This window comes from Streptomyces sp. NPDC004629, from assembly GCF_042873595.1.
Lineage (GTDB): Bacteria > Actinomycetota > Actinomycetes > Streptomycetales > Streptomycetaceae > Streptomyces.
The window spans coordinates 102,011-115,038 of record NZ_JBIALO010000010.1 but is presented as its reverse complement, the minus strand read 5'-3'; the positions used below and the strand labels follow the sequence as shown (position 1 = coordinate 115,038).

At 71.7% G+C, this 13,028-nt stretch carries 14 protein-coding genes; 9 read left to right on the top strand and 5 right to left on the bottom strand.

Features of this window, described 5'->3' with window-relative positions; genetic code table 11:
- The first annotated feature begins 6 nt into the window (after positions 1 to 6).
- Positions 7 to 1,812, top strand: coding sequence for a thiamine pyrophosphate-requiring protein (locus tag ACFYTE_RS17200; RefSeq protein ID WP_388710362.1), 1,806 nt, complete (start codon positions 7 to 9; stop codon positions 1,810 to 1,812).
- Between the two features lie 413 nt (positions 1,813 to 2,225).
- Positions 2,226 to 3,260, top strand: coding sequence for an SDR family oxidoreductase (locus ACFYTE_RS17195; protein WP_388710360.1), 1,035 nt, complete (start codon positions 2,226 to 2,228; stop codon positions 3,258 to 3,260).
- Positions 3,261 to 3,331: 71 nt separating this feature from the next.
- On the opposite strand, the gene ACFYTE_RS17190 is transcribed toward ACFYTE_RS17195, so the two are convergent.
- The 3 genes from ACFYTE_RS17190 to ACFYTE_RS17180 form a co-directional block, all read right to left on the bottom strand.
- Entirely contained in the window at positions 3,332 to 4,363 is a 1,032-nt protein-coding gene (locus ACFYTE_RS17190; RefSeq protein ID WP_388710358.1) for an SDR family oxidoreductase, read from the bottom strand.
- A gap of 111 nt (positions 4,364 to 4,474) precedes the next feature.
- A complete protein-coding gene (locus ACFYTE_RS17185; protein WP_388710356.1) occupies positions 4,475 to 4,801 on the bottom strand; it encodes a plasmid stabilization protein in 327 nt (108 codons plus the stop codon).
- A 107-nt stretch (positions 4,802 to 4,908) separates the two neighbouring features.
- Complete coding sequence (locus ACFYTE_RS17180) at positions 4,909 to 5,385, bottom strand: SRPBCC family protein (RefSeq protein WP_388710354.1); 477 nt, start codon at positions 5,383 to 5,385, stop codon at positions 4,909 to 4,911.
- A 228-nt stretch (positions 5,386 to 5,613) separates the two neighbouring features.
- On the opposite strand from ACFYTE_RS17180, the gene ACFYTE_RS17175 reads away from it, so the two are divergent.
- From ACFYTE_RS17175 to ACFYTE_RS17155, 5 genes are all read left to right on the top strand, one after another.
- A complete protein-coding gene (locus ACFYTE_RS17175; protein WP_388710803.1) occupies positions 5,614 to 6,270 on the top strand; it encodes an HAD family hydrolase in 657 nt (218 codons plus the stop codon).
- 112 nt (positions 6,271 to 6,382) lie between these two features.
- Positions 6,383 to 6,985: a flavodoxin family protein gene (locus ACFYTE_RS17170; protein ID WP_388710353.1), complete on the top strand. Its 603-nt coding sequence runs from the start codon at positions 6,383 to 6,385 to the stop codon at positions 6,983 to 6,985.
- A 23-nt stretch (positions 6,986 to 7,008) separates the two neighbouring features.
- Positions 7,009 to 7,683, top strand: coding sequence for a HemK2/MTQ2 family protein methyltransferase (locus tag ACFYTE_RS17165; protein ID WP_388710351.1), 675 nt, complete (start codon positions 7,009 to 7,011; stop codon positions 7,681 to 7,683).
- Positions 7,667 to 7,888: a CDGSH iron-sulfur domain-containing protein gene (locus tag ACFYTE_RS17160; RefSeq protein WP_388710349.1), complete on the top strand. Its 222-nt coding sequence runs from the start codon at positions 7,667 to 7,669 to the stop codon at positions 7,886 to 7,888. The genes ACFYTE_RS17165 and ACFYTE_RS17160 overlap by 17 nt, the downstream gene beginning before the upstream one ends.
- Positions 7,885 to 8,940: an iron-containing redox enzyme family protein gene (locus tag ACFYTE_RS17155; protein ID WP_388710347.1), complete on the top strand. Its 1,056-nt coding sequence runs from the start codon at positions 7,885 to 7,887 to the stop codon at positions 8,938 to 8,940. The genes ACFYTE_RS17160 and ACFYTE_RS17155 overlap by 4 nt, the downstream gene beginning before the upstream one ends.
- Before the next feature lie 21 nt (positions 8,941 to 8,961).
- Here ACFYTE_RS17155 and ACFYTE_RS17150 read toward each other — a convergent pair whose 3' ends face one another.
- Positions 8,962 to 9,327 carry a DUF6479 family protein gene (locus ACFYTE_RS17150; RefSeq protein WP_388710346.1) on the bottom strand — a complete coding sequence of 122 codons (366 nt, stop codon included), beginning with the start codon at positions 9,325 to 9,327 and terminating at the stop codon, positions 8,962 to 8,964.
- 168 nt (positions 9,328 to 9,495) lie between these two features.
- Here ACFYTE_RS17150 and ctaD point away from each other — a divergent pair, with 168 nt between their 5' ends.
- Entirely contained in the window at positions 9,496 to 11,175 is a 1,680-nt protein-coding gene (gene ctaD / locus ACFYTE_RS17145; RefSeq protein ID WP_388710344.1) for a cytochrome c oxidase subunit I, read from the top strand.
- Entirely contained in the window at positions 11,172 to 11,573 is a 402-nt protein-coding gene (locus ACFYTE_RS17140) for a cytochrome c oxidase subunit 4 (RefSeq protein WP_388710342.1), read from the top strand. The genes ctaD and ACFYTE_RS17140 overlap by 4 nt, the downstream gene beginning before the upstream one ends.
- Here ACFYTE_RS17140 and ACFYTE_RS17135 read toward each other — a convergent pair.
- Positions 11,491 to 13,020, bottom strand: coding sequence for a cytochrome bc complex cytochrome b subunit (locus ACFYTE_RS17135; RefSeq protein ID WP_388710341.1), 1,530 nt, complete (start codon positions 13,018 to 13,020; stop codon positions 11,491 to 11,493). The genes ACFYTE_RS17140 and ACFYTE_RS17135 overlap by 83 nt on opposite strands.
- Positions 13,021 to 13,028 lie beyond the last annotated feature (8 nt).

Here is a 13,028-nt window from a genome sequence, read left to right as displayed (position 1 = left end):
CCGACCATGTCGACGAAGGTCTCCGACCACCTCCTCCAGCGGCTGCGCGAGTGGGGCGTGGAGTACGTCTTCGCCTATCCCGGAGACGGCATCAACGGCCTGCTCGCGGCCTGGGGGCGCGCGGACGACAACCCGCGGTTCATCCAGTCGCGCCACGAGGAGATGTCCGCGTTCGAAGCGGTCGGCTACGCCAAGTTCTCCGGCCGGGTCGGAGTGTGCGCCGCCACCTCGGGACCCGGCGCCATCCATCTCCTCAACGGCCTGTACGACGCGAAGCTGGACCATGTGCCCGTGGTCGCCGTGGTCGGGCAGACCAACCGCAGCGCCATGGGCGGCTCGTACCAGCAGGAGGTCGACCTGGTCAGCCTGTACAAGGACGTCGCCTCGGACTTCTGCGAGATGGTCACCGTCCCCGAACAGCTGCCGAACGTGCTCGACCGGGCTCTGCGCACCGCGCTGGCGCGCCGCTCGGTGACCGCCGTGATCATCCCGGCCGACGTCCAGGAGCTGGACTACTCCCCGCCCGAGCACGCGTTCAAGATGGTCCCCTCCAGCCTCGGCATGCCGCACTATGCGCCGGTGCCCGCCGACGAGGACCTGCAGCGGGCCGCGGACGTGCTCAACGCCGGCGAGCGGACCGCCATGCTGATCGGGCAGGGTGCGCGCGGGGCCCGCCCGGAGGTGACGACGGTCGCCGAACGGCTCGGCGCCGGCGTCGCCAAGGCGTTGCTGGGCAAGGACGCCCTCGATGACGACCTGCCGTATGTGACGGGCGCGATCGGCCTGCTGGGCACGCGGCCGTCGTACGAGCTGATGCGGGACTGCGACACCCTCCTCGTCGTCGGCTCCTCCTTCCCCTACACCCAGTTCCTGCCGGAGTTCGGGCAGGCACGGGCCGTGCAGATCGACATCGACCCGCACATGGTCGGCCTGCGCTACCCCTTCGAGGTCAACCTCGTCGGCGACGCCGCCACGACGCTGCGCCGGCTGCTTCCGCTGCTCAGGCAGGCCGACCATCCCGCGTGGCGGAAGAAGGTCGAGGACAACGTCGCGCGCTGGTGGGAGGTCATGGAGCGGCGCGCCGCCGTGGAGGCCGATCCGATCAACCCGGAGTACGTCACGCACACGCTCGGCGGCCTGCTCCCGCAGAACGTGATCCTCAGCTCGGACAGCGGGTCCGCCGCCAACTGGTACGCCCGCCATCTGAAGCTGCGCGGTGCCATGCGCGGTTCGCTGTCGGGCACGCTGGCCACCATGGGGCCGGGGGTGCCGTACGCCATCGGGGCCAAGTTCGCGCACGGCGACCGGCCGGCGATCGCCCTGGTCGGCGACGGGGCGATGCAGATGAACGGCATGGCCGAGCTGATCACCATCGCCAAGTACTGGCAGGAGTGGGAGGACCCGAGGCTCATCGTCGCCGTGTTCAACAACCGGGACCTCAACCAGGTCACCTGGGAGATGCGGGCCATGTCGGGCGCCCCGCAGTTCCTGCCCTCGCAGTCGATCCCCGACGTGGCCTACGCCGACTTCGCCCGTTCCGTCGGGCTGACCGGGCAGCGCGTCGAGAAGCCGGACGAGGTGCGCGGCGCCTGGGAGGCCGCGCTCGCCGCGGACCGGCCCTGCGTGCTCGACTTCGTGACCGATCCCGCCGTGCCGCCCATTCCGCCGCACGCCACCCTCGACCAGATCGAGGCCGCCGCGACGGCCGTCCTCAAGGGCGACAGCGACCGTGCCGCGATGGTCAGGCAGGGGTTCAGGGCAAAGGTCCAGGAGTTCCTGCCCGGCGGCCACCACGGCCCAAGCGGACGGTGACCACCGAGACGGTCGTACCAGGGCCGAACAACAACACCCTTGGCCGGACGGCCCACTCCCCTGGGACAGCACGGTCGCCCAAGAGCGCGCACTCGCCCAGGCCGACGTGCTCACCCAGGACGGCACACCCGCCCGGAACGGCACACCGGCCCAGGGGCGCACACCAGCCCGGAACGGCACACCAACCCAAAACCGCACGGGTGCTGCCGGTCGCGGCGATGTCACCGCTGCCGGTCCCGTCCGTGTCCCGGCGGCCCCCGGGGAGTTCGGCCGGGCGCCGCGGGGCCGGATCGAGAGAGCCCTGTCCCTCGGCGGCGCCGTGGAACCCGGCCCCGGGGCCGACGCCTCGGCGTCCGAGGGGGCCCCGGCCCCTCATGACTCGCTGAGAAGAACACGCACCGGAGGGATCGACCATGCCGCAAGTCGTCGTCATCACCGGAGCCAGCGCCGGCATCGGCCGTGCCACCGCCTGTCTGTACGCGCGGCGCGGCGCCGCCATCGCCTTGATCGCACGGGGCCGCGGCGGGCTGGACGCGGCGGCGCGGGACGTGGCGGCCCTGGGTGGGCGTCCCTTCATCCAGCAGGCGGACACCTCCGACGCCGGCCAGGTCTCGGCCGCCGCCGAGGCCGCCGAGCGGGCCCTCGGCCCCATCGACGTCTGGATCAACTGCGCCTTCACCAGCGTGTTCGCGCCGTTCACCGAGATCAGCGCGGAGGAGTACCAACGGGTGACCGATGTCGCCTACCTGGGATTCGTCAACGGCACCCGCGCGGCGCTCGAACGCATGCTGCCGCGCGACCGGGGCACCATCGTGCAGGTCGGCTCCGCCCTGGGCGAGCGGTCGATTCCGCTCCAGTCCGCCTACTGCGGCGCCAAACACGCCATCAACGGCTTCACGTCGTCCGTGCGCCTCGAACTGCTCCACCGGGCGAGCCATGTGCACATCACGATCGCCCAGATGCCCGCGGTCAACACCCCGCAGTTCTCCTGGGTCAGGTCGCGGCTCTCCCGTCACCCGCAGCCCGTACCGCCGATCTACCAGCCCGAGGTCGCCGCGCGGGGCGTCCTGTACGCCGCCGACCACCCCCGACGCAAGCAGTACTACATCGGGGCCAGCACCGCGGCGACCGTCTGGGCCAACAGGATCGCCCCCGCCCTCCTCGACCGTTACCTGGCCCGCACGGGCTTCGACTCCCAGCAGACCGACAGTCCGGCCCCGACCGGTGCGGACAATCTGTTCAGCCCGTCCGACGGACCGGCGGGCAGCGACTACGGCGCCCACGGCGTCTTCGACGAGAAGTCCCATCCCCACTCCGCCCAGGCCGCCCTCGCCCGGCACCCGGTGGCCACCGCCGCCACCACGTCGGTGGGCCTGGCGGCCGCCGCCGTCGGCTTGGGGCGACGGCTGAGCGGCCGGGCCCGGCAGCGTCACCGGCTCGCACGGTGAGGCGTTCCCCGGGATTCCCCGGGGAACCCCGGGAAGCGGGAAGGACGGCGGGGACGCAGACGCCGGGCCGGTCAGCCGACCTTGCGGCCCCGCAGGGGTACCGTGTCCGCCCCCACGCCCGCTCGCAACCCGCCCAGGAACTCCCGCACCACTTCCGGCGCGGTGTGTTCCGGCTCCCAGCCCAGTTCGCCACGGGCCCGGCCGCAGTCCATCAGGGGCAGCCGCAGAACCGCGTCGAAGAGGTGGGGGGACGCGGGAAGCAGATGAAGCCCCCAGGCCGCCGCGATCGCGGACCTGGCCGCGGTGCGGGGCAGCCGGACCGGGCGCAGGCCGAGCATCTCGCCGAGCCGGCCGGCGTCGAGGGGTGGTTCGGCGGCGAGATTGAAGGCGCCACGCGCACCGCTGTGCCGCAGGGCGAGATGGAAGGCGCGGGCCGCGTCGTCCGTGTGCAGTGCCTGCACCCGCAGACCGGGCACCTCCGGCAGGAAGGGCAGCAGGTCGGGGCGGAGCAGCGGGCCGGGCAGGAACCGGCCGCCGAAGATGCGGCGCTGTTCGCTCGCGGACTCCCGCTTGAACAGGAACGCCGGCCGCATGCGGACCACGCGGATCTCGGGGTGGTCGCGTGCGAAGGTGTCCAGGGCGCGCTCCAGGTACGCCTTCTCCCGGCAGTAGGCGGCGTCCGGCCAGCCGTGGGTCGGCCAGGACTCGTCCACCGCCCGGTCCTTGGGGCCCGGGGAGTAGGCGCCGACCGACGAGGCGTGCAGCAGCACCGGTACCCGGGCGGCGGCCACCGCCTCGAACACCCTGATGCTGCCGAGCACGTTGGTCTGCCAGGTCTTCGCCGGATCGTGCGTCGGCTGGAACGCCCACGCCAGATGGACCACGGCGCCGGCTCCCCGGAACACCGGGGCGAGGTCGGCCTGCTCGGACGCGATGTCGACGGTGTGCCATTCGGTCCTGTCGGGTGCCCAGCCGGGCGTGCGCCGGGCGACGCCGCGCACCCACTCGACCCGCGGGTCCTCGCTGAGCAGGCGCACCACGCTCGTTCCCAGATTCCCGGTCGCGCCCGTGACCACGACCCCGCCAGCCGTTTCGCTGCTCATCTGCGACTCCTTTCGGTGTGAGGGTGCACGTCACAGCCGAACCGCAGGGAGGCCGGTTCGGCTGTGACGGCGTCGGCGGCCGCCTGGAGCGGCGGGCAGGGCACACTCCCGTCAGCGGCCGAGCGCGTTCTCCAACTCCTTCTTGCTCATCGAGGAGCGTCCGTGGATGTTCCGCTTCCTGGCCTCGTCGTACAACTGGTCCTTCGTGGGGCCCTGCGCGCCGCGGTGCGAACGCTGCCCGCCGCGCTCGTACGACGATTTGGCGTCACGGGTCGAGGCCTTGCCCGCGGTCTTCGACTCGCCCGACCTGGCCCTCTCCTTGTTGACCGTGCGCGCGGCGATCTCCTTGGCCCGCCTCGTCGACTCGCCGCGGTCCTCCGCGCTCTCCTTGATGTGCTCGTACTGCCGTTCGCGTTTGGAACTGGATCCGGCCGGCATGGTGCCTCTCCTCTTCGGCGTACCGGGCGTGCTGCCCGCTCACGTGGTCGTTCGCCGGACGAGTTCCCCGAAGGGGCGGCCCGACGCGTGGGGCCCGCAACGGGCCGTCAGCGCATCGAGCCGGGATCCTCGGGCCGGATCCGTCCGCGCCAGGCACCGCTTTCACCCTCGCGGCCTTCGATGTAGTCCTTGAAGCGGCCCAGGTCTCCCTTCACCCGCCGGTCGATCAGGCCCAGCGCGTCCGCGCCCTTCTCGACGACGCCCTCGGGCTCGACCTCCATCGTGAGTTCCACCCGGGTGTGCGTGTCGTCCAGCCGCTGGAAGCGGACCGATCCCCGCTGGCGTACGTCGCCGGCGATGGCGCGCCAGGTGATCCGGTCGTCCGGGAGCTGGTCGACGATCTCGGTGTCGAACTCGCGCCTGACCCCGCCGATGCTGGAGGTCCAGTGGTTGTGCCGGTCGTCGAGCTGCCTGACCTCCTCGACGCCCTCCATGAAGTTCGGGAACTCCTCGAACTGCGTCCACTGGTTGTAGGCGGTATGAACGGGAACGTCGACGTCCACCGTTTTGCTGACCGTGCTCATGTCGTCCTCCTCCACTGGCCGGCCGCGCCGGACTGCCGGCGCACCATGTGTCCACGTGACACCGGGTACCCACCCCACGTGGACGACACGACACATGTCGACGGATGGACGAAACCTCGCGGAACCCGGCCCACCGCCGGCCGGGGTTCCGGCAGGGGTTTCGCCGGGTACCCGGGTGTGACCCGGGACAGCCCATGGTCCCCACTGCCGGGAGGCGTGATGGCGCAGGTGCGGCGAGCGGCCGTGTTCGACGTGGACGGAACCCTGGTCGACACCAACCATCTGCATGTGGTGGCCTGGTGGGAGGCGTTCCGCCAGGCCGGACACCGGATCACCGCGCACGCCATCCACCGGGCGGTCGGACTCGGCTCCGCCGACCTCGTCACGCATCTGCTGGGCGAGGCGCGGGCCGAGGGCGAGGCGGCGGGACTCAGCAGCGCCCACAAGGTGCTCTACGCCGAGTACTTCGAGCGGCTGACCGCGCTGCCCGGCGCGGCACACCTGCTGCGGCGCCTGGCCGCGGACGGCCGGCAGATCGTCCTGGCCACCTCGGCGGCCGGCGACGAACTGTCCGCGCTGCGGCGGGCGATCGACGCGGACGACGCCATCACGGCGACGGCCAGTGCCGATGACGTCACCGAAGGCAAGCCCGCGCCGGAACCCGTCGAGCGGGCGCTGGAGCTGGCGGGCGTCCCGGCGGAGCGTGCGGTGTTCGTCGGCGACACGGTGTGGGACATGCGGGCGGGCCGGCACGCGGGGGTGCGGTGTGTGGCACTGCTCTGCGGGGGCATACCCCGCGCCGATCTGGAGGAGGCCGGCGCCGACGCCGTCTTCCAGGATCCGGCGCATCTGCTCGGCTCACTGCCGCGCAGCCCCTTGGCGTGACCGCTGCCGCGCCGTCCCACGTCTCGTTACCTCCGCGGTGCAGGGGTACTCGGACCGCACCGCCGGACCGCCCGGCGTGCCCCATGTGTCGTCGATCGCCCCGGGAGCAACGGTGAAAGCACTGGTCGTCAACTGCACGCTCAAGAAGTCCCCCGAGCCTTCGAACACCGAGGCGCTGGCCGCCGTGGTCGTCGGGCGGCTGACCGAGCACGGGGTGGCGGTGGAGCAGGTCCGGGCCGTGGACCTGGACATCGCGCCGGGCGTGGTCACCGACGCGGGCGACGGCGACCAGTGGCCACAGGTGCACGACAAACTCCTGGAGTCGCAGATACTGGTCATCGCCTCGCCCACCTGGCTGGGCCGGCCGTCCTCGGTGGCGCAACGCGTTCTCGAACGCATGGACGCGATGATGTCCGAGACGGACGACGAGGACCGGCCCGTCGCCTACAACCGGGTGGCGGGCGTGGTGGTCACCGGCAACGAGGACGGCGCCCACCACGTGATCAGCGAGATCTCCGGGGCGCTCGCCGACATCGGCTACACCGTTCCCGGTCAGGCCTGGACGTACTGGCATCTCGGCCCGGGGCCGGGGCCCGACTATCTGCAGGAGCGGCGCGGCCGTGACTGGGCGCACCGCACCGGTCGCACCATGGCCGACAATCTGTGCGGAGTGGCCCGGGCGCTGACCTCCCTTCCGTTGCAGGCAGCCGGATGACCCGGATGACGCAGACATCTCCGATGACCGTCGACACTCTCACCACGTCGTGGCCCCGCTGCTGGGTTCCCCGGGGCGTCTACGCCCCGCAGGCCGACACCCGGCTGCTGCAGCGGGCCATGTGCCGCGAGGGGATCACGGACGGGGCGGACGTCCTGGACCTGGGCACGGGCAGCGGGGTGCTCGCCGTGGAGGCGGCCCGGCTGGGCGGCCGTGTCACCGCGGTGGACATCTCCTTGCGGGCGGTGGCCACCGCCCGGTTCAACGCCCTGCTGAACGGGCAGACCGTGCGCGTGCGCCACGGCGACCTGGTGTCCGCCGTGCCGGGCTGCCGCTTCGACCTCGTGGTCGCCAACCCGCCTTACGTCCCCGCACCGGGCGGGCTGCCGCGCCGGGGCGCCGCACGGGCCTGGGACGCCGGGCGCGACGGTCGTGCGCTGATCGACCGGGTCTGCGACGCCGCCCCGGCGATCCTGCGGTCCGCGGGAGCGCTGCTGCTCGTGCACTCGCACCTGTGCGGCATCGAGGACACCCTGGACCGTCTCGAAGCGGCGGGGCTGCGGGCGGCCGTCGTCGACCGGGCCCGGCTGCCGTTCGGGCGTGTGCTGCGCTCGCGGCTCGCCTGGCTGCGCGAGCGGGGACTGGCGGCCGACGGTACGACCGAGGAGCTGGTGGTGATCCGTGCCGAACATGCCTGAACGCCCCCGTCGTATCCGCGTCCAGCGTGACGGGCCCCTGCTGGTGGAGGGGCCGGTCGAAGTGGTGGGCGAGGACGGTGAGGTGATCGTCTCGAAGCGTTTCATGGTCGCGGTCTGCACCTGCCGCCGCAGCCGGATCTTTCCCTGGTGCGACACCAGCCACCGCCGTCGCGACAGGCGGCCCAGCGGGGGCGATGCCGTATGACGGCCACGCCCGCTCGGCGGCACGCCCCGCTCCACCGACCGCCGCCGCCCGAGCCGCGCGGTGCGCTGTCGGCCGCGGTGCTGGCCGCACTTTGCGGATCGGGGCCCGGCCATGCGCAGGTCCCGGTGCGGGGTTCCGCGTACGGCGACGATCTGCAACTCGCGCTGTATGTCCTGTACGAGCTGCACTACCTGGGCTTCGCGGGCGTACCGGACCGCCTCGAATGGGACAGCGGCCTGCTGGCGCTGCGCGGCGCGATCGAGGAACGCTTCCTCGGCGCTTTGCGCTTCGACGTGCCGGTCGCGGACACCGACACGGCCGCGGGTGCGCTGGACGAACTCCAGCTGGAACCGGTCGGCGACACCGACGGCGGTGTCTCGCACTATCTGCGCGACGAGGGCACGCTGCGGCAGCTGCGCGAGTACGCGGCGCTGCGCTCGCTGTACCACCTGAAGGAGGCGGACCCGCACGCCTGGGTGATCCCCAGGCTGCGCGGGCGGGCCAAGGCGGCCATGGTCGCCGTGGAGTTCGACGAGTTCGGCGCCGGCCGCGCGGACGATATCCACGCGGAGCTGTTCGCCGATCTCATGGCGGATCTCGGGCTGGACACCGCGTACGGGCGCTATGTCGACAGCGCTCCGGCCGAGGCGCTCGCGACCGTCAATGTGATGTCGCTGTTCGGTCTGCACCGGGCGCTGCGCGGTGCGCTCGTCGGGCACTTCGCCGCCGTGGAGGTGACCTCGTCCCCGGCCTCCCGCCGGCTCGCCGAGGCCCTGCGCCGGGTGGGGGCCGGTCCGGCGGCCGTGCGGTTCTACACGGAGCACGTCGAGGCGGACGCGGTGCATGAACAGGTCGTGCGGCACGACGTCGTCGGCGGGCTGCTGGAGAGCGAACCCCGGCTGGAGGACGACGTGGTGTTCGGGATCCGTGCCACCTCGCACCTTGAGGACCGGCTCGCGGCCCGGCTGCTGGGCGCGTGGCGCAGCGGTGCCACGGCCCTGCGCGAGGCAGGGCCGTCTTCCCGCCGCGGGGCAGGGCCGTCTTCCCGCTGAGTCCTCGCGGCGGTCCGGGCCTCAGGTCGCGCCGCCGCCCCCGCCGCCGAACGATCCGCCGGAACCGGACCGCCAGCGCGGCCGGTCCTGGTTCCCGCTCGGCCGGTCCGGGGTGTTGCCGAGTTCGTGGGGCGTGGGCCGGTGGCCTTCCGTCACCCGGGGCACCTCGCTGGGTTCACGCATCTGCCGTTCCTCACCCACCGGTCCCGACCGCGGCGGCCTCGTCCGCGCGGTGGACCGCTGCGGCAGCTGCTCCCGCCGCAGCACCTTGGTCCCGAGCCGTACCGACCACACCAGTGCGGCCGTGACGAGCAGCCCGCCGACGACGATGACGATCATCCCGGCCGTCGACCCGGCGGCGGCCATGTGCTCAAGTGTCGTGTCCATCGGCATCGAGTACCCGGCCCCTCGCCGCCGGATTCAGGAAAGCGTGGCGGAACCGGTATTCATCGCTGTCACCGGTAGCGTCGTCACGCAGCGCAGTCGCCGGTTTCCCGTCCGCCGGGCGGAGCACTCGCCCGGTGCTGTCCGCTGCCGGCCGGGGTGAGGAGGACCATGACCGAAGTGCCACAACGCCTCGGCGAGGGCGAGGGGGGCACGTCTTCGCCCACCGGGACCTCACTGGGGCGGACGCTGCTGGGCTGGGCCTCGACGACCGACCACAAGGTGATCGGCCGACTGTACATGGTGACCTCCTTCTGTTTCTTCCTGCTCGGCGGGCTGCTCGCGCTCGCCATGCGCGCCGAACTGGCCCGGCCGGGGCTGCAGTTCGTGAGCGAGCACACCTACAACCAGCTCTTCACGGTGCACGGCACGATCATGATGCTGCTCTTCGCGACGCCGATGTTCGCGGGGTTCGCGAACGCGGTGATGCCGTTGCAGATCGGCGCCCCGGACCTGGCGCTGCCCCGGCTCAACGCGCTGTCGTACTGGATGTACCTCTTCGGCGGCCTCATGGTCGTCTCGGGGTTCCTGGTGCCGACCGGCGCGGCCTCGTTCGGCTGGTTCGCGTACGCCCCGCTCAACAGCGCGTACTACTCCCCCGGCGCCGGCGGCGACCTGTGGGCGATGGGGCTGGTGGTGACCGGTGTGTCGACCACGCTGAGCGCGGTCAACTTCATCACCACGATCCTGTGTCTGCGTGCCCCGGGGATGACGATGTTCCGGATGCCGATGTTCACATGGAACGTGCTGTTCACATCCATCCTGGTGCTGCCCGCGTTCCCGGTGCTCACCGCGGCGCTGCTGGCCCTGGAGTCCGACCGGAAGTTCGGCTCGCACATCTTCGACGCCACCAACGGCGGCGCCCTGCTCTGGCAGCACCTGTTCTGGTTCTTCGGGCATCCCGAGGTCTATATCGTCGCCCTGCCGTTCTTCGGCATCATCTCCGAGATCATCCCGGTGTTCTCGCGCAAGCCGCTCTTCGGCTATCTGCCCATGATCGGGGCGACGACCTCGATCACCATGCTGTCGGCCGTGGTGTGGGCACACCACATGTTCGCGACGGGCGCGGTGCTGCTGCCGTTCTTCTCCATCATGTCGTTCCTGATCGCGGTGCCGACGGGGATCAAGTTCTTCGCCTGGATCGGGACGATGGTGCGCGGGTCGGTCTCCTTCGAGACGCCGATGCTGTGGTCCCTCGGCTTCCTGGTGTCGTTCCTGCTGGGCGGGCTCAGCGGGGTGCTCGTCGCCTCGCCACCGCTCGACTTCCACGTCACCGACTCGTACTTCGTCGTCGCCCATCTGCACTACGTGCTGTTCGGCACCGTGGTCTTCGCGATGTTCGCCGGATTCTACTTCTGGTGGCCCAAGTTCACCGGGAAGATGCTCGACGAGCGGCTCGGCAAGCTGCACTTCTGGCTGCTGTTCCCGGGGTTCCAGCTGACGTTCCTCGTGCAGCACTGGCTCGGTGAGATGGGGATGCCCCGCCGCTACGCCGACTATCTGCCCTCCGACGGCTTCACACTCCTCAACACCCTGTCGTCGGCGGGCGCGTTGCTGCTCGGAGTGTCCACCCTGCCGTTCCTCTACAACGTCTGGTACACCTCCCGGTACGGGCGGCGCGTCGAACTGGCCGACCCCTGGGGGTACGGGCGGGCCCTGGAGTGGGCCACCGACTGCCCGCCGCCCCGCCACAACTTCGTGGCGCTGCCCCGGGTGCGGTCGGAGTCCCCGGCGTTCGACCTGCACCACCCCGATGTCGTGCGGCAGGCGGAGCGGGAGGGACGGCAGTGAAGGTGGAAGCCCTGCTGTTCGGCGGTGTGGCCGCCTTCTTCGGCGGTACCGCCGCGCTCTACGGGGCGTGGTCGGGCGATCCGACCGGTACCGCGGCGCTCATCGTCGCGTTCGGCATGGCCGCGCTGGTGTCCTTCTTCTGCGCGGTGCAGTACGCACGTCGCGGCCGGCGCCCGCAGGACCGTTCCGAGGCGGAGGTCACCGATGCCGCCGGGCCGCTGGAGTTCTTCCCGCCGCACAGCCTCTGGCCGATCGTGACCGCGCTCGGTTTCTCGGTCGCGGCGACCGGTGTGGTCTACGGGCTGTGGCTGTTCCTCATCGGCCTCGGTGTTCTGGCGCAGGGTGTTCTGGGTCTGGTGTTCCAGTACGCGAACCGGGGCGTCGAGCGGGAGGACTGACCGGGAGGCGCGGGGCGCCCGGCCGGAAGGACGTGACCGGCCGGTGGCCGGTCTCGTATCCGCCGGCCAGGGTCTGGCGTACCTCTCCGGTCTCCTCACCCTCCGTCAGGCGCTGCTGTTCGGCGGCCACGAGGGCGTGGCACAGCGCACGGACGAGCGCGAAGGCGAGGACGGGCGCCACGATCAGGGCGACCCGCAGCACCCAGGTCAGGCTGTTCACCGAGATGCGGAAGGTCGCCGCCATCACGTCGTTGCCGCCGGCCAGCAGCAGCACGCCGTAGAAGGTCACGCCCGCGACGCCAAGGCCGGTGCGCACGGGCCGCTCCCGGGGCCGGTCGCACAGGTGCCGCTCCTGCCTCCACTCGCCGGTGAACCGCTGCTCCACGAACGGATAGGCGTACAGGACGAGGAAGAGCAGCGCGGGCAGCACGACGGCCGGCAGGAGGACGTTCCACATGAGGGTGTGTCCGGCGACGGTCGTCTCCCAGGGCGGTACGAGCCTGAGGGCGCCCTCCAGGAAGCCGACGTACCAGTCGGGCTGGGACCCGGTCGACGCCTGGTCCGGCCGGTAGGGTCCGTACACCCACACCGGGTTGATCTGCGCGATGCCGGCGAGCACCGACAACACCCCGAAGACGGCCAGGGACAGACCGGCGGACGAGGCCGTGAACCGCGGGTGCAGCGGTTTGCCGACGGCGTTCGCGTTGGTACGGCCGGGCCCGCGCCACTGGGTGTGCTTGAGGTGGAAGACCAGCATCAGGTGCACCGTGACCAGGGCGGCCAGTGCCCCCGGCAGCAGCAGGATGTGCATGCTGTACAGCCGGGGCACGATGTCGTGTCCCGGGAACTGGGCCCCGAACACGAACAGGGCGAGATACGTCCCCGCCACCGGGATGGACAGCATGATGCCCTGGGCGATCCGCAGGCCCGTGCCGGAGAGCAGGTCGTCCGGCAGCGAATAGCCGGCGAAGCCCTCCGCCAGGGCGATCGCGAAGAGCGTGACGCCGATGACCCAGTTCAGCTCGCGGGGCCTGCGGAAGGCGCCGGTGAAGAACACCCGCAGCAGGTGCGCACCGATCGCGGTGACGAAGACCAGCGCGGCCCAGTGGTGCAGTTGCCGCATCAGCAGGCCGCCGCGTACGTCGAAGCTGATGTCCAGGGTGGAGGCGAACGCCGTCGACATGCGCACCCCGCGCAGCGGCCGGTAGGAGCCGTCGTAGACCACCTCCCGCATCTCGGGCTTGAAGAAGAAGGTCAGCCACACGCCCGTCAGCAGCAGCAGGACCAGGCTGTAGAGGGCCAGTTCGCCCAGCAGGAACGACCAGTGGTCGGGGAACGCCTTGCGCAGCAGCGGTCCGCCCCCGTCGTACACGGGCAGCCGCCGGTCGGCCGCGTCCGCCAGCCGTTCTCCCCGGCGGGGCGCCGCTCCCGGCTCGGGCGCCGTCACACCGGGTC

What these genes read in the sequence shown, in the direction of transcription:
- ACFYTE_RS17200 (WP_388710362.1), top strand. Translation starts at nt 7, where the DNA reads ATGTCGACGAAGGTCTCCGACCACCTCCTCCAGCGGCTGCGCGAGTGG.
- ACFYTE_RS17195 (WP_388710360.1), top strand. Translation starts at nt 2,226, where the DNA reads ATGCCGCAAGTCGTCGTCATCACCGGAGCCAGCGCCGGCATCGGCCGT.
- ACFYTE_RS17190 (WP_388710358.1), bottom strand. Translation starts at nt 4,363, where the DNA reads ATGAGCAGCGAAACGGCTGGCGGGGTCGTGGTCACGGGCGCGACCGGG.
- ACFYTE_RS17185 (WP_388710356.1), bottom strand. Translation starts at nt 4,801, where the DNA reads ATGCCGGCCGGATCCAGTTCCAAACGCGAACGGCAGTACGAGCACATC.
- ACFYTE_RS17180 (WP_388710354.1), bottom strand. Translation starts at nt 5,385, where the DNA reads ATGAGCACGGTCAGCAAAACGGTGGACGTCGACGTTCCCGTTCATACC.
- ACFYTE_RS17165 (WP_388710351.1), top strand. Translation starts at nt 7,009, where the DNA reads ATGACCGTCGACACTCTCACCACGTCGTGGCCCCGCTGCTGGGTTCCC.
- ACFYTE_RS17155 (WP_388710347.1), top strand. Translation starts at nt 7,885, where the DNA reads ATGACGGCCACGCCCGCTCGGCGGCACGCCCCGCTCCACCGACCGCCG.
- ACFYTE_RS17150 (WP_388710346.1), bottom strand. Translation starts at nt 9,327, where the DNA reads ATGGACACGACACTTGAGCACATGGCCGCCGCCGGGTCGACGGCCGGG.
- ctaD (WP_388710344.1), top strand. Translation starts at nt 9,496, where the DNA reads ATGACCGAAGTGCCACAACGCCTCGGCGAGGGCGAGGGGGGCACGTCT.